General features: G+C 73.5%; 18 protein-coding genes. 11 read left to right on the plus strand and 7 right to left on the minus strand.

Translation table 11 applies throughout. From position 1 onward, the window contains the following. Nucleotides 1-24: 24 nt before the first annotated feature. Nucleotides 25-1,428: a type VII secretion integral membrane protein EccD gene (gene eccD, locus AB0B55_RS19460; protein WP_357172640.1), complete on the minus strand. Its 1,404-nt coding sequence runs from the start codon at nt 1,426-1,428 to the stop codon at nt 25-27. Nucleotides 1,429-1,529: 101 nt separating this feature from the next. Between eccD and eccCa the strand changes: the two genes are divergently transcribed. From eccCa to AB0B55_RS19480, 4 genes are all read left to right on the plus strand, one after another. Beyond that, a complete protein-coding gene (eccCa, locus tag AB0B55_RS19465; RefSeq protein ID WP_357132805.1) occupies nt 1,530-5,513 on the plus strand; it encodes a type VII secretion protein EccCa in 3,984 nt (1,327 codons plus the stop codon). Between the two features lie 74 nt (nt 5,514-5,587). Further along, nucleotides 5,588-6,919, plus strand: coding sequence for a type VII secretion-associated serine protease mycosin (gene mycP / locus AB0B55_RS19470; protein WP_357132807.1), 1,332 nt, complete (start codon nt 5,588-5,590; stop codon nt 6,917-6,919). A 52-nt stretch (nt 6,920-6,971) separates the two neighbouring features. Next, complete coding sequence (locus tag AB0B55_RS19475; RefSeq protein WP_357132809.1) at nt 6,972-7,763, plus strand: phosphatase PAP2 family protein; 792 nt, start codon at nt 6,972-6,974, stop codon at nt 7,761-7,763. Nucleotides 7,764-7,800: 37 nt separating this feature from the next. Beyond that, complete coding sequence (locus AB0B55_RS19480) at nt 7,801-8,496, plus strand: phosphatase PAP2 family protein (protein ID WP_357132811.1); 696 nt, start codon at nt 7,801-7,803, stop codon at nt 8,494-8,496. A 13-nt stretch (nt 8,497-8,509) separates the two neighbouring features. Here the strand turns inward: AB0B55_RS19480 and AB0B55_RS19485 are convergent, their stop codons facing one another. The 6 genes from AB0B55_RS19485 to AB0B55_RS19510 form a co-directional block, all read right to left on the minus strand. After that, on the minus strand, nt 8,510-9,688 hold the full coding sequence (locus AB0B55_RS19485; protein ID WP_357132813.1) for a MarP family serine protease: 1,179 nt from the start codon (nt 9,686-9,688) through the stop codon (nt 8,510-8,512). A gap of 64 nt (nt 9,689-9,752) precedes the next feature. Next, a complete protein-coding gene (locus tag AB0B55_RS19490) occupies nt 9,753-10,445 on the minus strand; it encodes a CoA pyrophosphatase (protein WP_355052513.1) in 693 nt (230 codons plus the stop codon). Further along, on the minus strand, nt 10,442-11,086 hold the full coding sequence (locus tag AB0B55_RS19495) for a TlpA disulfide reductase family protein (RefSeq protein ID WP_357132969.1): 645 nt from the start codon (nt 11,084-11,086) through the stop codon (nt 10,442-10,444). The genes AB0B55_RS19490 and AB0B55_RS19495 overlap by 4 nt, the downstream gene beginning before the upstream one ends. A gap of 5 nt (nt 11,087-11,091) precedes the next feature. Then, complete coding sequence (gene nth, locus AB0B55_RS19500) at nt 11,092-11,880, minus strand: endonuclease III (RefSeq protein ID WP_357132816.1); 789 nt, start codon at nt 11,878-11,880, stop codon at nt 11,092-11,094. A gap of 40 nt (nt 11,881-11,920) precedes the next feature. Next, nucleotides 11,921-13,099 carry a CapA family protein gene (locus tag AB0B55_RS19505; protein ID WP_357172642.1) on the minus strand — a complete coding sequence of 393 codons (1,179 nt, stop codon included), beginning with the start codon at nt 13,097-13,099 and terminating at the stop codon, nt 11,921-11,923. A 56-nt stretch (nt 13,100-13,155) separates the two neighbouring features. Further along, complete coding sequence (locus tag AB0B55_RS19510) at nt 13,156-13,818, minus strand: adenosylcobinamide amidohydrolase (RefSeq protein WP_357132820.1); 663 nt, start codon at nt 13,816-13,818, stop codon at nt 13,156-13,158. A gap of 143 nt (nt 13,819-13,961) precedes the next feature. On the opposite strand from AB0B55_RS19510, the gene AB0B55_RS19515 reads away from it, so the two are divergent. The 7 genes from AB0B55_RS19515 to AB0B55_RS19545 all read left to right on the plus strand — a co-directional run bounded on the left by AB0B55_RS19515 (nt 13,962) and on the right by AB0B55_RS19545 (nt 21,820). Then, nucleotides 13,962-14,639: a Crp/Fnr family transcriptional regulator gene (locus AB0B55_RS19515; RefSeq protein ID WP_007466162.1), complete on the plus strand. Its 678-nt coding sequence runs from the start codon at nt 13,962-13,964 to the stop codon at nt 14,637-14,639. A 122-nt stretch (nt 14,640-14,761) separates the two neighbouring features. Beyond that, complete coding sequence (locus tag AB0B55_RS19520; protein WP_357172645.1) at nt 14,762-15,505, plus strand: metallophosphoesterase family protein; 744 nt, start codon at nt 14,762-14,764, stop codon at nt 15,503-15,505. Between the two features lie 423 nt (nt 15,506-15,928). Then, nucleotides 15,929-16,534, plus strand: a complete 606-nt coding sequence (locus AB0B55_RS19525) for a TetR/AcrR family transcriptional regulator (protein WP_357172648.1) — start codon at nt 15,929-15,931, stop codon at nt 16,532-16,534. A gap of 36 nt (nt 16,535-16,570) precedes the next feature. Then, nucleotides 16,571-17,368, plus strand: coding sequence for a TIGR03084 family metal-binding protein (locus AB0B55_RS19530; RefSeq protein WP_357172651.1), 798 nt, complete (start codon nt 16,571-16,573; stop codon nt 17,366-17,368). Next, the gene (locus tag AB0B55_RS19535; protein WP_357172654.1) at nt 17,365-19,029 is read left to right on the plus strand and encodes an acyclic terpene utilization AtuA family protein; all 1,665 of its coding nucleotides are present in this window, start codon (nt 17,365-17,367) and stop codon (nt 19,027-19,029) included. Before AB0B55_RS19530 ends, AB0B55_RS19535 begins: the two co-directional genes overlap by 4 nt. Then, nucleotides 19,026-20,222, plus strand: a complete 1,197-nt coding sequence (locus AB0B55_RS19540) for an acyl-CoA dehydrogenase family protein (RefSeq protein ID WP_357172657.1) — start codon at nt 19,026-19,028, stop codon at nt 20,220-20,222. The genes AB0B55_RS19535 and AB0B55_RS19540 overlap by 4 nt, the downstream gene beginning before the upstream one ends. After that, a complete protein-coding gene (locus AB0B55_RS19545; RefSeq protein ID WP_357172660.1) occupies nt 20,219-21,820 on the plus strand; it encodes a carboxyl transferase domain-containing protein in 1,602 nt (533 codons plus the stop codon). The genes AB0B55_RS19540 and AB0B55_RS19545 overlap by 4 nt, the downstream gene beginning before the upstream one ends. Nucleotides 21,821-21,829 lie beyond the last annotated feature (9 nt).

Raw genomic sequence — 21,829 nt, forward strand, 5'->3', positions numbered from 1 at the left:
CGACCGGCCGGGCCCGGGAGCTGCTCACCCGAGCAGTCCCCGGGCCTTGTCGTACAGGTCGAGCACCGCGCAGGCGACCGGCACCACGGCGACCACCAGGGCCGTGTCGGTGAGGTCCGCGACCCGCCCGAGGTACGGCGAGACCGGTCGCCGGGCGTACCCGGTGCCGGCGGCCACGGTCACCAGGCCCAGCGCCGCCCCGCCGAGGACCAGCGCCAGGCGGCCGGTGTCGTCGGCCCGGTCGACCAGCACCGCGCCCAGCACCGCGTAGCCGACGAGCCCGGCGAGCACCGTCGGCACCCGGTGCCGCAGCGCCACGAACAGCCGCGAGCGCAGCAGCAGCACGGCCGAGACCACCGCCACCAGCGCCGGGCCGGCCGTCCCACCAGCCACCCCGAGTACGACAGCGGCCCCGACCGCCAGCACCGCGTGCCCGAGCAGCATCCCGGTGAGCATCTCCTCGGTGCGGGTGACCGCCGCCTGCACCCGACCCCGGTCCGGTAGGTCCCCGGGCCGCTCCGGCTCGGCCGCGGACGGGGTGGCCGGCAGGGTGATCGGCGGCAGTGGCAGCTTGCCGAGCCGGATGGCCAGCAGCGGGATCGCCCCGATGGCGAAGACCAGTGCGCTGAGCAGCACCGCCGCCGTGCCGGCGGGGGTCAGCGGCAGCGCGCCGAGCGCCGCGGCGGCACCGAGCAGGCCGACCGTGACGCCGGCCACGAAGATCCGCTGTCGGCTCGCCACCCCGAGCAGCCCGACCAGCGCCACGAGCAGCAGCGCCACCGAGCCGGCCAGCAGTTCGGCCGCGCCGACCCAGCGCACCGGTACGAGTGGGCCGACCGGGTCACCCGAGCCGACCGCGAGGGCACCGGCTACGAAGGCGTACGGAAGCGCGTACCCGCCGAGCGTCGCGCCGGCCGCGCCGTCGCCGTTGGCACGGCTGGCGACCGTACCGGCCACGGTGAGCAGCAGCGCCACCGCCGCCGCCGCGACCCAGCCGCTGCTCGACGTCGGGCCGCTGGCGAGCAGGGCGAGCAGCCCGACGGCGAGCGGTACGGCGGCGCCGGCCAGACCGGCGACCCGGGTGGCGGCGGGTGACCAGGCTCCGCCACGTCGCCGGGCGCCGTCGGCGATCGCCTCCACGACGTCGTCGTACTCCAGCTCGGGCCAGTGGGCGCGGGCCGGCACCAGGTGCAGCACCTCGCCGTCGCGGACGCCCTGCGGCAGCAGCGCCTGCGCGGTCGCCAGCAGCGCCCCGTCGGTGCGGCGCAGCACCCAGCCGCCGTGCCGTTCCCCGTCGTCGGCCAGTCCCTCGCCGGCGTGCCGGAGCACGTCGGGCAGCAGCTCGGCCAGGGGGACCTGCTCCGGCAGGGCGACGTCCACCCGCCGCTGGGGGGCGCTGATGGTGACGCGGGCCAGTCCGGTTGTCATCGACCGGTCTCCATATCGAACGGCATCGGAGGCTGCGGGGACGACAGGACTTTACCTACCATGAGCCAGGCTCGGGTTACCCAGCGCAGTCAGGAGGCCGAGTGTCCACCGTCGTCATCAAGCGCCCACCGCGTCGGCCAGCGCCGGAGATCCCCGTCGGCGAGCTGCCCGTCGACGCGCCGCCGGAGATCCCGGCGGTGGCCGGCGGCCGGTGGCAGCAGGCACTGATGGTGCTGCCCATGCTCGGCGGCACGGTGGCGATGGCGATGATGTTCGGGCGGGGCGGCGGCGCGTACTCGTACGTCGTGGGCGGCATGTTCGGGCTCTCCTCGCTCGCGATGCTGGTGACCACCTGGGGCAGCGCCTCGGGCACCCCGAAGAAGTCCGAGATGATGGCGGCTCGCCGCGAGTACCTGCGCCACCTGGCGACGCTGCGCCGTCGGGTCCGGCAGACCGCCGGACAGCAGCGCGCGGGTCTGTACTACCGCCACCCCGACCCGGGCCGACTGTGGTCGACCGTGGACAGCCGCCGGGTCTGGGAACGCCGCCCCGGCGACCCGGACTTCGCCGTGGTTCGCGTCGCCGTCGGGCCGCAGACGCTGGCCACCCCGCTGGTGCCGCCGGTCACCCGGCCGCTCGAGGAGCTGGAGCCGATGACGGCCGGCGCGCTGCGCCGCTTCCTGGACGCGTACTCGGTGGTGCCGGAGCTGCCGGTGGCGCTGTCCCTGCGCAGCTTCGCCCGGGTGCACGTGCGCAGCGCCGCCGGCAGCGGCCCGACCACCGGCGGGCCACCCACGCCCACCGGCGACCCGGCGGCGCAGGCCCTGACCCGGGCCGTGCTGATCCAGCTGGCCGTCTTCCACGCGCCCGACGAGCTGCTGATCGCGGTCTGCGCCGGCCCCGAACGCCGTGCCGCCTGGGAGTGGGTGAAGTGGCTTCCACACGCGCACCACCCCGGACGCACGGACGCGCTCGGACCCGCCCGGCTGGTGACCTCGTCGGGCGCGGAGCTGGAGCGGCTGCTCGCCGACGTGGTGGCCAGCCGCTCCCGGTTCAGCCCGGCCGGTCCGGCCACCGACGGCCCGCACGTGGTGGTGGTCCTCGACGGCGGTGACCTGACCGGCGCCACCGACCTGACCGGCGACGGTGGCATCGACGCGGTCACCGTGCTCGACCTGGAGACGCCACCGCCGCGCCTGCTCGACCGGTACGCGCTGCTGCTCGAGCTGCGCGGCCGGCGGCTGCACTCGTGGTCGGTCGAGGGGCACGCCGAGGTGGGCAGCGCCGACCACCTCGACCTCGCCGACGCCGAGGCCGTCGCCCGACGGCTCGCGCCACTGCGGCTGGCCGGCACGGCCCGCGGCCCGGACGCCCCACTGGAGATCGAGTTGGGCCTGCCGGAGCTGCTCGGCCTCGGCGACCCGGAGAGCTTCACCGCCGAGCAGGGTTGGACGCCGCGCGCGCCCCGGGACCGGCTGCGGGTGCCGATCGGGGTGGGCGTCGACGGTGGCGCCATCGAACTGGACCTCAAGGAGTCCGCCCAGGACGGGATGGGCCCGCACGGTCTACTCATCGGGGCCACCGGGTCGGGCAAGTCCGAGCTGCTCCGCACCCTCGTGCTGGGGCTGGCCGCGACGCACAGCTCCGAGCAGCTCAACTTCGTCCTGGTCGACTTCAAGGGCGGGGCGACCTTCGCGCCGTTCGACCGGCTGCCGCACACCGCCGCCGTGATCACCAACCTGGCCGACGCGTTGCCCCTGGTGGACCGGATGGTCGACGCGATCAACGGCGAGCTGGTCCGCCGGCAGGAGCTGCTGCGCCGGGCCGGCAACTTCGCCAGCGTGCGCGACTACGAGCGGGCGCGAGCCGCCGGCAGCCCGCTCGCCCCACTGCCGTCGCTGCTGCTGATCTGCGACGAGTTCTCCGAACTGCTCTCCGCCAAGCCCGACTTCATCGACCTGTTCGTGCAGATCGGTCGGCTGGGTCGGTCGCTCGGCGTGCACCTGCTGCTCGCCAGCCAGCGCCTGGAGGAGGGCCGGTTGCGCGGGTTGGACACGCACCTGTCGTACCGGATCGGGTTGCGCACCTTCTCCGCGCTGGAGTCCCGCACGGTGCTCGGCGTGCCGGACGCCCACGAGCTGCCCCGCTCGCCGGGCCACGGCTACCTGCGCGCCGGTACCGATCCGTTGGCCCGGTTCAAGGCCGCGTACGTCTCGGGCGCCGTGCGCCGCCGGGCCGCCACGGCCGGCGTCCCGGCCGACGACGAAGCCCGCCTGCTCACGTTCACCACCCACGCCGTACCGCTGCCCGCGCCGACGACACCGGCCCTGCCCATGGTGGCCGAGGACGAGCCCGGCCGGGAAACCCTGCTCGACCTGCTGGTCGACCGGCTCGTCGGGCAGGGCCCGCCCGCGCACCAGGTGTGGCTCGCGCCGCTCGGTGATCCGCCGCCCCTGGACGAGTTGGTCGGCACGGTCGAGGTGGACCCGGCCCGCGGGCTCACCGTGGCAAACCCCGAGCTGCACGGAGCGCTGGGCGTGCCGGTGGCCGTCGTGGACCGGCCGTTGGAGCAGCGCCGGGACCTGCTCTGGCTGGCCCTGGACGGTGCGGCCGGGCACGTGGCGGTGGTCGGCGCTCCGCAGAGCGGCAAGTCCACGGCGCTGCGGACGCTGATCTGCGCGTTGGCGCTCACCCACACCCCGGCCGAGGCGCAGGTCTACTGCCTCGACTTCGGCGGTGGCGGCCTCGCGGCGCTACGCGACCTGCCGCACGTGGGCGGGGTGACCGGTCGCGCCGACCCGACCGCCGTACGACGCACCGTCGGCGAGCTGACCACACTCCTGGCCGACCGGGAGCGCCGCTTCGCCGAGTTGGGCGTGGAGTCGATGGCCACGTACCGGCGACGTCGGGCCGCGACGGCGACGACCGATCAGCCGGATGCCGACCCGTACGGCGACGTCTTCCTGGTGGTGGACGGATGGAGCACGCTGCGCAGCGAGTACGACGACCTGGAGCCGCTGGTCACCGACCTGGCGACCCGTGGTCTGTCGTACGGGCTGCACGTGGTCGCCACGGCCCTGCGCTGGCTGGACTTCCGCCCGGCGATCCGGGACCTGTTCGGCTCCCGGCTGGAGTTACGCCTCGGCGACCCGGCCGACTCCCTGGTCGCCCGGCGGGCCGCGGCGAACGTGCCGGAGCGTCCCGGCCGGGGGGTGACGGCCCAGAGCCTGCACTTCCTGACCGCGCTCCCGCGACTGGCGGGGCCGAGCGGGGGCACCGCCGAGCTCGTCGAGCGGATCACCGACAGCTGGCCCGGGCCGGTGGCGCCTCCGGTCCGACTCCTCCCGCCGGTGCTGCCGTACGCCGATCTGGATCTCACCGCCACCACCGGGCTGCGGCTGCCGATCGGTGTCGCCGAGGCCGACCTCCGGCCGGTGCACCTCGACTTCGCGGCCGAGCCGCACTTCGTGGTCTTCGGGGACGCCGAGTGCGGCAAGTCGTCGTTCCTGCGGGCGCTCGCCACGTCGATCACCACCCGGTTCACGCCGGAGGAGGCCCGGGTCATCCTGGTGGACTACCGGCGCAGCCTGCTCGGCGCGATCGAGACACCGCACCTCATCGGCTACGGCACCGCGGCCGCGCACACCGCGGACCTGGTCGAGTCGGCCGCCGGTTACCTGCAGCGGCGGGCGCCGGGGCCGGAGGTCACGCCGCAGCAGTTGCGCGATCGCTCGTGGTGGTCGGGGCCGGAACTGTTCGTGCTGGTCGACGACTACGACCTGGTGGCGACCGGGCCGGCGAACCCGTTGCGGGCGCTGGAGGAGCATCTGCCGCACGCCCGCGACGTCGGCCTGCACCTGGTGCTGGCCCGCCGTTCCGGCGGCGCGGGTCGGGCCCAGTACGAGCCGATCGTGCAGCGGCTGCGGGAACTCTCCACCGCCGGACTGGTGATGGCGGGCAGTCCGGAGGAGGGCGCGCTCGTCGGGCCGGTACGACCCGGGCCGCTGCCAGCGGGCCGTGGTCGGTTGGTCACCCGGCGAGAGGGCGTACGCCTCGTTCAGCTCGCACATTTGCCGCCACCGTGACCTGTCTCCGCGGTTCCCCCCGTGACGCGTGGGGAAACCGGTAATCTCCGATCGTCATGGTTCCGTCGGGATGAATGGCAGTGGATGTGACTGGGGTTCGGCACAGCGCTCCGGCGGTGGCCCGGCGGGCCGGCCGGGCGCTGCTCGGCATGGCGGCGCTGGCCGCTGTCGCGGTTCCGAGCGCCGCACCCGTCGCCGCGCCGAGCAGCGGCGGGCAGCTCGCCGGCGCGTCGGCCGCGTTCGCCCCCGGTGACAGCGTCTCGCGCACCGACCAGGTTCGTGACGAGCAGTGGCAGCTCGACGAGCTGCGGGCCGACACGGCCTGGCGCACCTCGACCGGTCGGGGCGTGACCGTCGCCGTGGTCGACTCCGGCGTGGACGCGAACCATCCCGACCTGGCCGGTCAGGTGCTGCCCGGGCTCGACCTGGTCGGACCGGCCGGCGGAGCCGGTCCCGATCCGGTGGGCCACGGCACCACGGTCGCCGGTCTGATCGCCGGGCGCAACGACGACAAGCGGGGCGTGGTCGGCCTGGCACCGGATGCCCGGATCCTGCCGGTACGCGTGCTGGACGAACGCAACAAGTACGACGACGCGCTGATCGTCGCCAAGGGCGTCCGGTGGGCGGTCGACCACGGCGCCCGGGTGATCAACTTGTCGCTGGGCGGCAGTGGCGACAGCCCGGCCCTGGCCGCGGCTCTGGACTACGCGTTCGTCCGCGACGTGGTGGTGGTGGCGTGCACCGGCAACCTGGCCACGTCGACCGACTCCAAGCCCTGGTATCCGTCTCGCGAGCCGGGCGTCATCGCGGTCGCCGGGTTGGAGCGCAACAGCGACAACCTGTGGTCCGGGTCGATCACCGGTCGGGCGACGGTGCTCACCGCTCCGGCCACCGGCCTGGTCGGCGCCCGTCCGACCGACGGGTACTGGCGGGTGCAGGGCACCAGCTTCGCCGCGCCGCTGGTGGCCGCCACCGCCGCGCTGGTCCGGTCCCGCTACCCGGACATGCCCGCCGGCCAGGTGGTCAACCGGCTCGTGGTCACCGCCCGGGACATCGGCCCGACCGGCCGGGACGACCGGTTCGGGTACGGGGTGGTCGACCCGGTGGCCGCGCTGACCGCGGATGTCCCGCCCGTCGCCGCCAACCCGCTGGACGATCAGACCTCGCCCGGCGTGGTCGGCTTCGGGCCGGCGCCCGGTTCGGGCGACGACGACCCGGTGAGCGGCGCCGGCAGCGACCCGCTCGGCTTCACCGCTCCCCGGCAGCAGACGGGGTGGACGGCACGACCGGCGGGCGTGCCGGCCGAATCCGCGCCGGAGCGACTGTGGACCGGCGCCGTGCTCTTCGCCGCTCTGGTCACCGGCGCGGCGCTGATGGTGCGCCGGTTCCGCCAGCGCGCTCGCTGAACGACGCACCGGGCAGGCCTGATTGCCCGGCGGGTGGGGTAGAACCGACCGCATGAGTACGCCCGCCACCCGTACCCTCGCCACCGACCGACGCCCGTCCTGGGGGCGGCGTCGCCTCGACCCGGACCACTCGCTGGGGCTGCGGCTGACCCTGGCGGCGACGGCGGCGTTCCTGGTGCTGGTGCCGTTCGCCCTGCTCGCGCTGCTGGTGCTCGGAGCGTGGGCGCCGCTGCACCGGCTGGACTCGACGGTCACCGACGCGCTGCACGAGCACGCGGTGGACCATCCGGCCTGGGTCGTGCTGATGCGGGTGTGGAGCGAGGTGTTCGCGCCGATGCCGCTGCGGGTCGTCGTACTGCTGGTGGTGATCTGGCTGGTGCGCCGACAGGCCCGCCGGTTGGCCCTCTGGGCGACCACCACCATGGTCGTCGGCGGACTGATGGGCCCGCTGCTCAAGCTGCTCGTCGGCCGGGACCGGCCCGAACTGCTCGACCCGGTGGCGCGGGCCGCCGGCTACTCGTTCCCCTCCGGGCACGCGCTGAACGCCACCCTGGCCGCCGGCGTGCTGCTGCTGGTGTTCCTGCCGTACGTCCGGCGCGGGGCCGCGCAGGTCGCGCTCTGGGTCGCCGCGTTGCTGGTCACGCTGGTGACCGGGCTGAGCAGGGTGGTGCTCGGCGTGCACTTCGCCAGCGACGTGCTCGGCGGTTGCCTGCTCGGCGTGGCGGTGGTCGCGGCGACCACCGCAGCGTTCACCAGTTGGCGGGCGCACACGGGCCTCCGGCCGGTGCGGCCGACCCGTGACGGCGTCGCGCCGGAGGTCGAGCGGCAGCCCGACGCGACCTGAGGCGTGACGAGGACGCCGACCGGGTATTGGCCGGCTCATGTCCGACACCGTGGTCCAGATCGTCCGGCGGGTGCTGCTGCCGGTGTCCCTCCTGTTCGGCGTCATGGTGCTGCTCGGGGTGCTGGTCACCCGTGTCTTGAACCGAACCTGGCCGTTCACCGTCGAGGACGCGGTCAACCGGGAGTTCGCCGGTGACCGCACCGGCGGCTGGAACGACGTCTCGCTGGTGTTCAGCACCCTCGCCAGCACTCAGATGATCGTCGTGGTCACCGTGCTGGCGGCGCTGGCGCTGCGGCTCTGGCTGAAGCGCTGGCGGGAGCCGCTGTTCCTGTGCGCGGCCGTGACCGCCCAGGCACTGGTGTTCCTGCTGACCACGATGGTGATCGACCGGCAGCGGCCCGCGGTGGAGCACATGGACACCTCACCGCCCACGTCGAGCTTCCCCTCCGGGCACACCTCGGCGGCGGTCGCCCTCTACGTCGGCATCGCGGTGCTGATGGCCCTGCGGGCGCGCAGCACCGGCGCGAAGGTCGCCTGGTGGACGCTGCTGCTGATGGTGCCGGTGGGCGTGGCGCTGACCCGCATGTACCGGGGGATGCACCACCCGAGCGACGTGACGGCGTCCTTCCTCAACGGCGGCGCCTGCGTCGCGATCATGGCGCGGGCGATCCTGGACCGGGGACTGCGCTGGGGACGCGCGAAGCTGCCGCTCGCCGAGCCGGCCCGCACCTGATCCGGTACGGCGCTCAGGTGCACTCGCCGGTGGCGACGGCCCGGTTGCGCTCGGCACCGGCCAACGCCACCGGGCGGGCCTCGGCGGCGGTCACTGCGAAACCGGTGTTGGGGTCGTCGGCCGCCGCCGCGAAGATGACACCGAGCACCAGGCCGTTGGCCGACAGCAGCGGGCCGCCCGAGTTGCCGCTGCGCACCAGGGCCCGAATCGTGTAGATCTCCCGGGTGACGTCCCCGGAGGAGTAGATGTCCGGGCCCTTGATCCGGTCGACGTCACGGACCCGGGCGGACTGCGCGTTGTACGGCCCGTCGAGCGGGAAGCCGAGCACGATGGCGTCCGAGCCGCTGCCCGCGTTGCCGGCGGCGAACCGCAGCGACGGGCCGGGAAGCCCCGGCACCAACAGCACGGCCAGGTCCCGGTTGGGGTCGTACACCACCACCTGGCCGTCGTACCGCTCGCCGCCCAGCTCCACGGCCACCGAACGGGTGCCGGCGACCACGTGCGCGTTGGTCATGACCCGGTCGTCGGCGTACACGAAGCCGGAGCCCTCGATCCGACGCGAGCAGCTCGGCGCGGAGCCGAGCACCTTGACCACCGAACGCTGACCGTTGACCACCACCTGGGAGCCCGCGAGCGCCGGGTCGGGCGGCTCGACCTGCCGGGCCCGGGTGGGCGCGAGGCCACCGAAGACGTCCGGGAAACCGTCGGTGTCGACGGTGTCCTCCAACGCGGTCGAGAGCCGGTGTGCCTCCTCCGGCAGGATCCCGTTCACCACGCTGATCAGCGCGCTGTTGCGTACCGAGGCGGCGAGCCAGGGCACCGACGACGATCCGAGCGGTACAGCGACCAGCCAGGCCAGCAGGAGCACCGCGAACAGCGAGACGAAGGCCCCACCGACGTCGTCGATGCGCCGACCCACGTCGCTGGTGATCGTCTTGCGCAGGTGCGAGCCGAGCCAGCCGGCGAGCGCCTGCCCGATCACCGCCAATCCGAAGATCGCCACCAGTGAGATCAGCACCCGGGTGCCGGCGTCGACGAACTGCCGGGCGAACAGCGGCCCGAGTTGCAGGCCGAGCAGGAGACCCAGGAAGAAGCCGGACAGCGAGGTGATGCCGATGACAAAACCCTGACGGTATCCGCTGATCGCGAACACGAGCATGAGCAGCAGCAGGACGAGATCCACGACGGACACGGGGTCCAGCGTACGGGCACCGCGCCCACCTGATGACCATCGCTTGCGGAAGGTGACCGGGTGGTCAGCGCAGGGCGGTCTCGTCGACCTCGTCGGTGCCGGCCGACGGCGCGGGAGTGGCGCCCGTGGGCGGCAGGTCGACGAGCCGGCCGGGCGACCACGGGCGGGCCCAGCCGCCCATTTCGAGCAGGGCCGCCAACACCCCGGCGGTGAAGCCCCAGACGAGCATGCCGCGCGACGAGAACGCCGGCCCCACCCAGCCGCTGGGATGGCGGACCCGCAGCCGGTTGGCCGGGTCGACCAGTTCGCGGATCGGCAGTCGTGCCACGTGGGCCACCTCGGCGGGCTCCCGGGGGTGCACCGGATGCGGGTCGTGCCACCAGGCCAGCACCGGGGTGACCACGAAGTCGCTGACCGGAATCCACAGCTTCGGCAGCTCGGCCAGCACGGTCACGCTGGCCGGGTCGAGCCCGACCTCCTCGTTGGCCTCGCGAAGCGCGGTGGCGCGGGCGTCCGCGTCCTCCGGGTCGGCCGCCCCGCCGGGAAAGGCTGGCTGGCCGGCATGGTTACGCAGGGTCGCGGCCCGTTGCAGGATCAGCACGTCCGGTCCGGTGTCGGGCTGCTCACCGAGCAGCACCAGCACGGCGCTCTCCCGGCCACCCTCGGCGGGGGTGGTGAGGCGGGTGAAGTCCTCGACGCGGGCCGTGCCCAGTCGACTCAGCAGCGGGTCGATCCAGCCGGGCGGTCGACGGGTCACGCCGCCACGCCCAGGTGCTGGCGTACCAGCGTGGTGAGCGAGGCGTCGTCGAGGGCTCCGGTGGCGTCGATGTGCCGGATCCGACCCCCCGCGTCGACGAAGAGGGTCAGCGGGAAGGCGTTGCGCCTCAGTTCCCGTTGCAGCGCGTCACCCTGGTCGACGAGGATCGGAAACCGTACGCCGAAGTCCTCGCCGATGGACTGGGCGCCGCTCCGGCTGTCGCGGGTGTTGACCCCGACGACCTGGAGCCGACCGGCGGTCCGCTCGCTGAGCCGCTGAAAGGCCGGCAGTTCCTTGCGGCACGGCCCGCACCAGGAGGCCCACACGTTGATCACGGCTGGCCCGGCCACGTCCCGCAGCGCGACCGGCGCGCCGCCGGTGAAGCAGGCCAGGGTCAGCGCCGGCAACTCCTGCCCGTCCACAGCCGCAGTGGTCGCGGCCGGCGGGGTGGAGACAGCCCCGGGGCTGGGTGTCGGTGCCGCATTCAACGTGCCGCAGTCCCGGAAGGGCGACGGTCGTTCGGCGGCGGCGGCCGACTTGGGTGCGGGGTCGTCGGCCGGGCTGGCGGTGCAACCGCCGACGAACAGCGCGAGCGGCACGGCGAGCAGGGCGAGCCGCCGGGTGGCCGCACCCGTGAGCAGGCGGTTCACGGCACCTCCGCGGCGACCGCCTGCGGCGGCACCAGATCCGGGTCGACCCCGGCCGCCACGGCCAGGTCACGCGCCCGGGGGCCCTTGAGCAGCTTGGCGGCGGCGGCCGGCTCGGTCGGGCCGGTGCCGTACGAGGGGCAGAGCTTCGCGAGCGTGCACGCCCCGCAGGCCGGTTTGCGGGCGTGGCAGACCCGCCGCCCGTGGAAGATGATCCGGTGCGACAGCATCGTCCAGTCGCGCTTGGGGTACAGCGCGCCGATCGCGTGCTCGATCTTGACCGGGTCGGTCTCGGTGGTCAGTCGCCACCGGTGCACCAGCCGCTGGAAGTGCGTGTCGACGGTGATACCGGGCACGTCGAAGGCGTTGCCGAGGATGACGTTGGCGGTCTTGCGGCCGATCCCGGGGAGCGTCACCAGGTCGGCGAGCCGGCCGGGAACCTGGCCGTCGTACCTGTCGACGAGGGCCTGCCCGAGTTTGAGCAGCGAGTCCGTCTTGTTGCGGTAGAACCCGGTGGGCCGGATCAGCTCCTCCATCTCGCCCCGGTCGGCGCCGGCGTACGCGGCGGCGTCCGGGTAGCGGGCGAAGAGCTTCGGGGTGACCTCGTTGACCTTCTTGTCGGTGCACTGGGCGGACAGGATGGTGGCGACGGACAGCTCCAGCGCGTTGGAGTGGTCCAGCTCGCAGTGCGCGTCGGGGTGCGTCTCGGTCAGCACCCGGCCGATCTTGCGGGCGCGGCGGGTGCGCCCGAGGTCGGTCTCGCTGGCGCCGGGAGGGCTACTGGTCACGACGGTCAGCCTACGTCGCGCCCCGGACGTTCCTCCCGGGTCAACCGCCGGTCGGCGCGGTGATCCTGCCCTGCCCGTCGAGCCGGGCCCCGCTCCTGGGGAAGTCGGTTCGGCTCAGCTCGGTGACGAGCCCCAGGCCCCGGTCGTCCGGGTCCATCGTCGGCTTGCCGGCCGAGTTCATGTACGTAGAGGTGAACGAGCCGCCGCTCCAGCTCCCGTCGGGTTTGAGCGACACCTTCAGCACACCGCCCCAGCCCAGCCGGCCGGCGTTGCTCAGCGAGTTGCCGCCGCCGGCGAAGTTGCCCAGGCTGTACGCGATCAGCCGCCCCTGGTAGAACTCCATGCCCCGCAGCACGTGCGGCCCGTGCCCGACGATCAGGTCCGCGCCCGCGTCGATCATGGCGTGGGAGAATTTGACCGGATCGCCCCGGTTCTCGCCCAGGAACAGCTCGGTGCCCGGCTTGACCCGGGTCTTGTCCGCTCCCTCGCCACCCATGTGCACCTGCACCACGACCAGATCGGCGAGGGTGGCCGCCTTCGCGACCACCGTCTTGGCCTTGGCGATGTCGACCAGGCTGTTGGACCAGACGTACGAGGAGAAGCCGGCCACGGCGACCTTGACGCCCTTGACGTCGACCACGGTGATCTCGTCCGGCGCGCCGGTGTGCTCCAGGTCGTACTTCTCCAGCGCCTGCTGCGTGTTCTGGTAGCCCTTCGGCCCGTAGTCGTAACCGTGGTTGTTGGCCTGGTTGAGCACCCGGAACCCGGCGTCACGCAGGTGCGCCGCGTACTCGGGCGGCGCACGGAACTGGAAGCAGCGGGTGGAGTTGGCCCCGCACTTGCCGGTGCCGGTGTCCACCGTCAGCGGCTCCTCCAGGTTGCCCATGACCAGGTCGGCCTTGAGCGCCCCGGTGACCGAGTCGAAGAATCCCTTGCCACCGGCGGCGGGCAGCCGACCGGGCGCGTTGCCCATGATGATGTCGCCGGTCGCGGAGAGCGAGATGACGCCGCCCCCGTTGGCGGCCGTCGCGCCGCCGCTGGCCTTCGGGCCGGCCGTGTTCAGCGGCGCGCCCGTGCCACCGCCACCGGCGCCGGGCTGCCACACCGGGGCGTCCCCGCTGTCGGCGCAGCCGGCGACGAGCAGGGCGGCCAGCAGCGCCGCGAGGCCGGCGGTGACGCGGCGGAACGGGCGGGACGCGAAAGGGGCGGTAGCGTACATCGCCCGCGACCCTACCGACCTCGGAACGCGCCGACGAGGGCCGATCGGTCGGAAGTTCAGCCGGTCAGCCGGTCTGACCAGGGCACGACCGGCCGTTCGCCGCCCGCGCGCACGGCGGCGTGGACGGCTCGGGCCAACGGGGCGCCCCACATCGAACGTGGCCCCCCGTACGCGGCCTCCGGCCCGTCCACCGGGCAGAGCACGGTGACCGCGTCGGTGGGGGTACCCGTCCCGGGCAGTCCCAGCTCCCCGATCGCCTGGGTCTTCGCCTCGGTGGCGGTGGCGACGGCGTTGACCAGCGCCGAGTCGGCGAGCCGGGCCGGCACGTACACCACGATGTTGACCGTGCCCACCCGCTGGCTGAGCGCTCCCGTGGCCGGCGCGGCGGCGGGCACCGGTGTGCCGAGCCCGACGGTCGCCCACGCCCGCACCCCGGTGTCCGTCCGGGTCACCACCTCGGTCACGTCGACGCCGGTCAGCAGACCCACCCCGGGCCCGTCCAGGGCCAGGTCCGCGGCGAGTGCGGCCAGGTGGGCGGCGGGGTCTTCCCGGTCGTACGACATGGGCACGGTCGCGTTCAGCACCCACCGCCGGATGCCGACGCCACCACCCAGCGGGCCGCTGCTGACCGCCCGCAGGGGCCCGTCGGCCCGCCAGACGAGCAGCGGTACGTTTCGCCCGCCCTCGACGCGGCTGGTCAGAATCGGGTCCCTCAGCACGTCGGGCAGGTTACGCCCACCGATCAAGATTCCAGGGGCGACCTCTGATTCGTGCTCACGTGCGCCTAGACTTGGCGGCGCGCGAGGGGATCAGCGGACGGCGGCCCCGGCCGACGGACGGCACGCGCAACCGGAGGTGCGCAATGGACGAGGTACTGGCCCGCAGCGGGATCTTCCAGGGTGTCGACCCGGAAGCTGCCGAGGCGCTCGCCAAGGAGATGGAGACGATCGAGGTCCGCAAGGGCGAGATCGTCTTCAATGAGGGCGAGCCCGGTGACAGCCTCTACATCCTGCTGTCCGGGAAGATCAAGGTCGGCCGCCGGGCGGCGGACGGCCGGCAGAACCTGATCGCGGTGATGGGCCCGTCGGACATGGTCGGCGAGCTGTCGCTCTTCGACCCGGGTCCGCGTACGGCGACCGCCACCGCGGTGACCGACACCCGGCTGGTACGGCTGCGCAAGCAGGCGCTGCGGCCGTGGCTCAACAACCGCCCGGAGATCGCCGAGCAGCTGCTCCGGGTGCTCGCCCGGCGGCTGCGCCGGACCAACGACTCGCTCGCCGACCTGATCTTTACGGACGTGCCGGGCCGGGTGGCGAAGAACCTGCTCCAGATGGCCGGCCGCTTCGGCACCCGCGACGGCGGCGTCCTGCGCGTGACCCACGACCTCACCCAGGAGGAGATCGCCCAGCTCGTCGGCGCCTCCCGGGAGACGGTCAACAAGGCGCTGGCCGACTTCGCCTCGCGCGGCTGGCTGCGGCTGGACGGCAAGAGCATCATCATCCTGGACCCGGAGCGTCTGGCCCGCCGCGCCCGCGTCTGAGACATCGGTACGTCCCCGCCTTCCGTCCCCGACGGCAAGGCGGGGACGTATCTGTCTGCCCGTTTGTCTGCCCGGCGCAGAATCGCTGGGTCGGGACGGCTGGCGGGGTGAAGTGTGGGGCCATGCTGAACCGGGTCGCCGTGCTCTCCGACATCCATGGTGTGCTGCCCGCGCTGGAGGCGGTGCTGGCCGAGCCGGACGTCGCCGCCGCCGACCTCATCGTGCTGACCGGCGACATCGCGGCCGGTCCGCAGCCGGTCGAGGTGCTGGACGTGCTCGCCGGGCTCGGTGACCGGGCCTGCTGGGTGGGCGGCAACTGCGAACGTGAGCTGGTCGAGGCGCGTGCGGGCCGCCCCGCCTCGATAGAGGTGTCGAACTGGGCCGCCGGCCAGCTTCGGGACGATCAGGTAGCCCGGCTGGCCGCGCTGCCCGCGACCGTGACGCTGGAGGTCGACGGCCTGGGCCCGACGCTGTTCTGCCACGCGACGCCCCGCGACGACGAGGAGATGGTGCTCGTCGACTCCCGGATGGCGCGCTGGGCGGAGGTGTTCGCCGGTCTGCCGGCCGAGGTCTCCACGGTCGTCTGCGGTCACACCCACATGCCCTTCACCCGGCTGGTCGACCGACGGCTGGTCGTCAACGCGGGCAGCGTCGGCATGCCGTACGGGGGCGCGGGCGCGTGGTGGGCCCTGCTCGGGCCGGGCGTCCAGCTCCGCCGTACCGCGTTCGACGTGGACGCGGCCTGCGCCCGGGTGACGACGGAGTCGGGCTATCCGGACGCCGCCGCGTGGGCCGACGAGTACCTGCGCTCCCGCCACAGCGACGCCGACGCGCTCGCCGTCTTCGGCCCCCGCGACGGCCGCTGAACCGCACGGATCCGCCCGACGCGTACACGTTCGACCAGCCAGCCCTCGCCCCGGCACGGCCGGGTGATCGGTGGCGAGCAGGACCGCGGAGTAGGTGGTTGGGCCCTGTCGAGCTGCCCCGAATCTGGGGCAGGCGATTCGGGAGGCGACGCGACCCGCCTGCCCCATTCCTGGGGCAGCTCGACAGGGCCCAAGGAGAGCGGTGGGGCCGCCCGACAGACCGCGAGAACACCAGGTGAGAGCCGCCCGACAGGGCCCAAGGAGAGCGGTGGGGCCACTCGACAGACCGCAAGAACACCAGGTGAGAGCCGCCCGACAGAGCCCGCAGACACCCGGTGGGAGCCGCCCCGGGCCACCGCTCGTCGCCTGGCGCCACAAAAAGTCAGTCTTGACTGTTTGTTTCCCAGGCCACAGGCTGTTCGCATGCCTCCCGCATCGACACGTGTTCCCCAGCAGGAGCGCAGTCGCGCCACCCGGGCCCGCCTGCTGGAGGCCACAGTCGACTGCCTCATCGAGCACGGCTGGTCCGGCACCACGACCACCGTCGTGGCCGCCCGGGCCGGCGTCTCGCGGGGTGCCCAGTTGCACCACTACCCCACGAAGGCCGCGCTGGTCACGGCCGCCGTGGCGCACCTGGCCGAACGCCGCGCCGACGAGCTGCGCACCGAGGCCGAGGCGTTGCCGGCCGGCCCGCAGCGACTGGACCGGGTGATCGATCTGCTCGGGGTGGCCTTCACCGGGCCGCTCTTCGTCGCCGCGCTCGAACTGTGGGTGGCGGCCCGCACCGACCGCGAGCTTCGCGACGCCCTCGTGCCGCTGGAGGCGACGGTCGGCCGGGAGATGCACCGGCTCACCGTCGCGCTGCTCGGGGTCGACGAGCGCCGACCTGGCGTCCGCGAGGCGGTGCAGGCCACCCTCGACCTGATGCGCGGGCTCGGAGTGGCCAACCTGCTCAGCGACGACTCGGCGCGTCGTACCGCCCTGCTCGTCACCTGGAAACGTCAGCTCGCCACCCTGCTCACGCCCTGACCCCGGCCATCGGGGCCCGCACCGACCGGAGGCACCATGGTCGACCTCAGTGACCTGCTCACGGATCTGACCGACGAGTGCGCCGACCTGGACGCGCTGGTCGCGCCGCTGTCCGTGGCCGGCTGGGCCCGCCCGACCCCGGCGGCAGGCTGGACCATCTCGCACCAGATCGCCCACCTGGCCTGGACCGACCACGTGGCGCTGCTGGCCGCCACCGACGCCGAGGCGTTCTACGCGACGGTGACCGGAGCGCCGGACGTGACCCGGCTGGTGGACGCCGGGGTCGACGAGTTCCTGGCACCCCCCGCCGACCTGCTGGCCCGCTGGCGGGCCGGCCGGGCCGCGCTCGTCGACGCACTGGCCGCCGTTCCGGCCGGCGACAAACTGCCCTGGTACGGCACCCGGATGTCGGCCACCTCGATGGCGACCGCGCGGATCATGGAGACGTGGGCGCACGGTGAGGACGTGGCCGACGCCCTCGGTGTCGTCCGGCCGGCCACCGACCGCCTCCGCCACGTGGCGCACCTCGGTGTGCGTACCCTCGGGCACGGGTTCACCGCCCACGGCCGTGCCGTACCAGCGTCGCCGGTCCGGGTCGAGCTGGCCGCGCCCGGCGGCGACACCTGGGTCTGGGGGCCGGCGGACGCCGCCGACCGGGTGAGCGGTCCGGCCCGGGACTTCTGTCTCCTGGTCACCCAGCGCCGGCACCGGGCGGATCTCGCCCTACGGCCCACCGGCCCGGTCGCCGACGAATGGCTCGACGTGGCCCAGGCCTTCGCCGGACCGCCGGGCGACGGCCGGACGCCAGCCAGCGGAGACGGGGTACGCCCGTGATCCGTATCGGCAACGCCTCCGGCTTCTACGGTGACCGGTTCACCGCCTGGCGGGAGATGCTCGACGGCGGCGAGCTGGACGTGCTGACCGGCGACTACCTGGCCGAGTTGACCATGCTGATCCTCGGTCGGGACCGGCTCCGCGACCCCGACCTCGGCTACGCGAAGACGTTCCTGCGCCAGGCGGAGACGTGCCTCGGCACGGCCCTCGACCGGGGGGTGCGGGTCGTGACCAACGCGGGCGGGTTGAACCCGGCCGGACTGGCCGCCGCCATCGAGGCGCTCGCCGGCCGCCTGGGCCTGGCGGTGCGGGTCGGGTACGTCGAGGGCGACGCCCTCCAACGGGCCGACGCGCTCACCGCGAACGCGTACCTGGGCGCGTTCGGGATCGCCGCCTGCCTCGACGCCGGGGCCGACGTGGTCGTGACGGGTCGGGTCACCGACGCGTCGCTGGTGGTGGGCCCGGCCATCGCGCGGTACGGGTGGAGTCGCGACGATCTCGACGAGCTGGCCGGGGCCACCGTCGCGGGGCACCTCCTCGAATGCGGCGCACAGGTCACCGGCGGCAACTTCAGCTTCTTCACCGAGCTGCCCGACGGCGGGCACCGGCCCGGCTTCCCGATCGCCGAGGTGCGCCCCGACGGTTCCGCTGTGCTCACCAAGCATCCGGGCACCGGTGGCGCGGTCACCGTGGAGACCGTCACCGCCCAACTGTTGTACGAGGTCGGCGGGCCGGCGTACCTGGGGCCGGACGTGGTCACCCGGCTGGACACGGTGACCCTGCACCCCGACGGACCGGACCGGGTGCGCGTCACCGGCGTACGGGGTACCCCGCCGCCGCCCACGCTCAAGGTGGGCGTCAACAACCTCGGCGGCTTCCGGAACTCGATGACGTTCGTCCTGTGCGGCCTCGACATCGAGGCGAAGGCGGCCCTGGTACGGGGGCAGATCGCCGAGGCGGTCGGCAGCGCCGGGCTGGAGTTCACCCTCGCCCGCACCGACCACCCCGACGCCGCCGACACCGAGGCGGCCAGCGCCCTGCTGCACGTACACCTGCGCGACAGTGACCGGACGCGGGCCGGGCGGGTCTTCTCGGCCGCCGCCGTGGAGCTGGCACTGGCCTCGTACCCGGGTTGCACGCTGACCACCCTGCCGGGCGACGCCACCCCGTACGGCGTCTTCACCGCCGACACCGTGCCGCAGGACGAGGTCGCGCAGGTGGCGGTCCTGCCCGGCGGCGAGCGGGTGTCGATCGCCCCGCCGGCCCGCACGGCCCCGATCGCCCCGGACGAGGCCGCGTCGGGTGGCGACGCGGCGGTCACCGGCCCGACCCGGCGCGGAGCGCTCGGTGAGCTGGTCGGCGCGCGCTCGGGCGACAAGGGCGGGGACGCCAACCTCGGCGTCTGGGCGCGCTCCGACGCCGGGTACGCGTGGCTGCGCGCCTGGTTGACCGTCGAGCGGCTGGCCGAGCTGCTGCCGGAGACGGCGGCACTCACCGTCCGGCGCTACGAGCTGCCGAACCTGCGGGCGGTGAACTTCGTGATCGAGGGCCTGCTCGGGGCCGGGGTGGCCGCGTCCACCCGATTCGACCCGCAGGCCAAGGCGCTCGGTGAGTTGCTCCGCGCGCGGATCGTCGACCTGCCGGCGGAGGTCGCCCGATGAGCATCGTGGACACCCCGGAGCGTCGACAGCTCCGCGAGTTGACCCGGGCGTTCGTGACCCGGGAGGTGCTGCCGCACCTGGACGACTGGGAACGGGCCGGCGAGGTCCCCCGGGCCCTGCACGCCACGGCCGCGAAGCTGGGCCTACTCGGCATCGGCTTTCCCGAGTCGGTCGGCGGCAGCGGCGGCGACCTGCTCGACTCCATCATCGTGACCGAGGAGCTGATCCGTTCCGGCGGGTCGTCCGGCCTGGTCGCGGCCCTGTTCACGCACGGCATCGCGCTGCCGCACATGGTCGCGGCCGCCGGTGCCCGCACCGGCGGATCGCTCGGCGGTCGACTCACCGGCGTCCCGTCCCCGGGTGACGACGGCCTGATCGAACGGTACGTCCGACCCACCCTGGCCGGTACGACGATCGGTGCCCTGGCCATCACCGAGCCGGACGGCGGTTCGGACGTGGCCGGCATCCGCACGACCGCTCGCCGCGACGGCGACCACTACGTGGTGAACGGGTCGAAGACCTACATCACCAGCGGTCACCGGGCCGACTTCGTAACCACGGCGGTGTGCACGGATTTCCCGGGAAGCGGCAACCTGACCCTGCTCGTGATCGACAAGGGTTCGCCCGGGTTCACCGTGGGACGCCGGTTGGAGAAGTTGGGTTGGCACTGCTCGGACACCGCCGAGCTGTCGTTCGTGGACGTACGGGTGCCGGTGACCAACCGGATCGGCGCGGAGAACACCGGCTTCCTGGCGATCATGCAACACTTCGCGGCCGAGCGGCTCTCGCTGGCCACGCAGGCGTACGCGACCGCGCAACGCTGTGTGGAGCTGGCGGTGCGCTGGTGCCGGGACCGGCAGACCTTCGGGCGTCCGCTGGTCGGCCGGCAGGTGGTGCGGCACCGGCTGGTCGAGATGCACACGCGGGCCGAGGCAGCCCGGTCGTACGTGCACGAGGTGGCCGCCCGGGTAGCTGCGGGCGAGCCGGTGGTGACCGAGGTGGCGATGGCGAAGAACGTGGCCGTGGCCGCCTGCGACCACGTCGTCGACCAGGCCCTGCAACTGCACGGTGGCTTCGGCTACCTGCGCGACGCCGAGGTGGAACGGCACTACCGCGACGCGCGGATCCTCGGCATCGGCGGCGGCACCACCGAGATCATGAACGAGATCATCGCGAAGGGCATGGGCCTATGACCACCCTGGACAGCACGGTCGAGCCGTCCGCACCGACGTACGCGGCCAACCGGGCGGCGTTGCTGGAGCGACTGGCCGAGTTGGACGCCGCGCTCGACCAGGCACGCGCGGGCGGCGGTGCGAAGTACGTGTCGCGGCACCACGCACGCGGCAAGCTGCTGCCCCGGGAGCGGATCGAGTTGCTGGTCGACGCCGACAGCCCGTTCCTCGAGCTGTCACCGGTCGCCGCGTACGGCACGGACTTCCCGGTGGGGGCCAGCGTGGTCACCGGCATCGGTGTCGTCGAGGGCGTGGAGTGCCTGATCGTCGCCAACGATCCGACGGTACGCGGCGGCGCGGTCAATCCATGGTCCCTGGCGAAGACCCGGCGGGCCGGCGAGATCGCCCTGGCCAACCGGCTGCCCATGGTCAACCTGGTCGAGTCGGCCGGGGCGGACCTGCCCACGCAGGCGGAGATCTTCATCCCCGGCGGTCGGGTGTTCCGTGACCTGACCCGCCTCTCGGCGGCGGGCATCCCCACGGTCAGCGTGGTCTTCGGCAACGCGACGGCCGGCGGCGCGTACGTGCCGGGGATGTCGGATCACGTGATCATGATTCGGGACCGGTCACAGGTCTACCTGGCCGGGCCGCCGCTGGTGAAGATGGCGACCGGAGAGGTCACCGACGACGAGTCGCTGGGCGGCGCGGCGATGCACGCCGGCACGTCCGGGTTGGCCGACTACCTGGCCGAGGACGAGCGCGACGGCATCCGCCTGGCCCGTCAGTGCGTACGCCGACTGAACTGGCGCAAGCGGGGTCCCGCGCCGCGGACGGCGGTGCCCCGGCCGCCGAAGTACGACCCGGAGGAGCTGCTGGGCATCGTCAGCTCCGATCTGAAGGTGCCGTTCGACCCGCGTGAGGTGCTGGCCCGCATCCTGGACGGCAGTGACTTCGACGAGTTCAAGCCGGCGTACGGGGACTCGCTGGTCACCGGCTGGGGCGAGCTGCACGGTTATCCGGTTGGCGTGCTGGCCAACGCGCGGGGGGTGCTGTTCAGCGCGGAGGCGCAGAAGGCGGCCCAGTTCATCCAGCTCGCCAACGCCTCCGACACCCCGTTGATCTTCCTGCAGAACACCACCGGCTACATGGTCGGCACCGAGTACGAGCAGCGCGGGATCATCAAGCACGGCGCATTGATGATCAATGCCGTGTCCAACTCGACGGTGCCGCACCTCACGGTGAACCTCGGGGCCTCGTACGGGGCCGGCAACTACGGCATGTGCGGTCGGGCGTACGAGCCGAGGTTCCTGTTCACCTGGCCGAATGCCAAGTCGGCGGTGATGGGTCCGGCACAGCTCGCCGGCGTGCTGTCGATCGTGGCCCGGCAGGCGGCCGCCGCCCGTGGGCGTGACTACGACGAGGAGTCCGACGCGGCGATGCGGATGATGGTCGAGCAGCAGATCGAGTCGCAGTCGGGCGCGCTGTTCCTCTCCGGCCGGCTCTACGACGACGGGGTGATCGACCCTCGGGACACGCGTACCGTCCTCGGCCTCTGTCTATCGGCGATCCACAACGGACCGGTCAGGGGCGCCGACGGCTTCGGCGTCTTCCGGATGTAGAGGGAGTCG

The organism is Micromonospora sp. NPDC049107, assembly GCF_040648595.1.
GTDB lineage: Bacteria > Actinomycetota > Actinomycetes > Mycobacteriales > Micromonosporaceae > Micromonospora.

Bases quoted from the DNA above. Each gene is read 5' to 3' on its own strand.
- eccD (WP_357172640.1), bottom strand. From the start codon at position 1,428: ATGACAACCGGACTGGCCCGCGTCACCATCAGCGCCCCCCAGCGGCGG.
- mycP (WP_357132807.1), top strand. From the start codon at position 5,588: ATGGCAGTGGATGTGACTGGGGTTCGGCACAGCGCTCCGGCGGTGGCC.
- AB0B55_RS19475 (WP_357132809.1), top strand. From the start codon at position 6,972: ATGAGTACGCCCGCCACCCGTACCCTCGCCACCGACCGACGCCCGTCC.
- AB0B55_RS19480 (WP_357132811.1), top strand. From the start codon at position 7,801: ATGTCCGACACCGTGGTCCAGATCGTCCGGCGGGTGCTGCTGCCGGTG.
- AB0B55_RS19505 (WP_357172642.1), bottom strand. From the start codon at position 13,099: ATGTACGCTACCGCCCCTTTCGCGTCCCGCCCGTTCCGCCGCGTCACC.
- AB0B55_RS19515 (WP_007466162.1), top strand. From the start codon at position 13,962: ATGGACGAGGTACTGGCCCGCAGCGGGATCTTCCAGGGTGTCGACCCG.
- AB0B55_RS19520 (WP_357172645.1), top strand. From the start codon at position 14,762: ATGCTGAACCGGGTCGCCGTGCTCTCCGACATCCATGGTGTGCTGCCC.
- AB0B55_RS19525 (WP_357172648.1), top strand. From the start codon at position 15,929: ATGCCTCCCGCATCGACACGTGTTCCCCAGCAGGAGCGCAGTCGCGCC.
- AB0B55_RS19530 (WP_357172651.1), top strand. From the start codon at position 16,571: ATGGTCGACCTCAGTGACCTGCTCACGGATCTGACCGACGAGTGCGCC.
- AB0B55_RS19540 (WP_357172657.1), top strand. From the start codon at position 19,026: ATGAGCATCGTGGACACCCCGGAGCGTCGACAGCTCCGCGAGTTGACC.
- AB0B55_RS19545 (WP_357172660.1), top strand. From the start codon at position 20,219: ATGACCACCCTGGACAGCACGGTCGAGCCGTCCGCACCGACGTACGCG.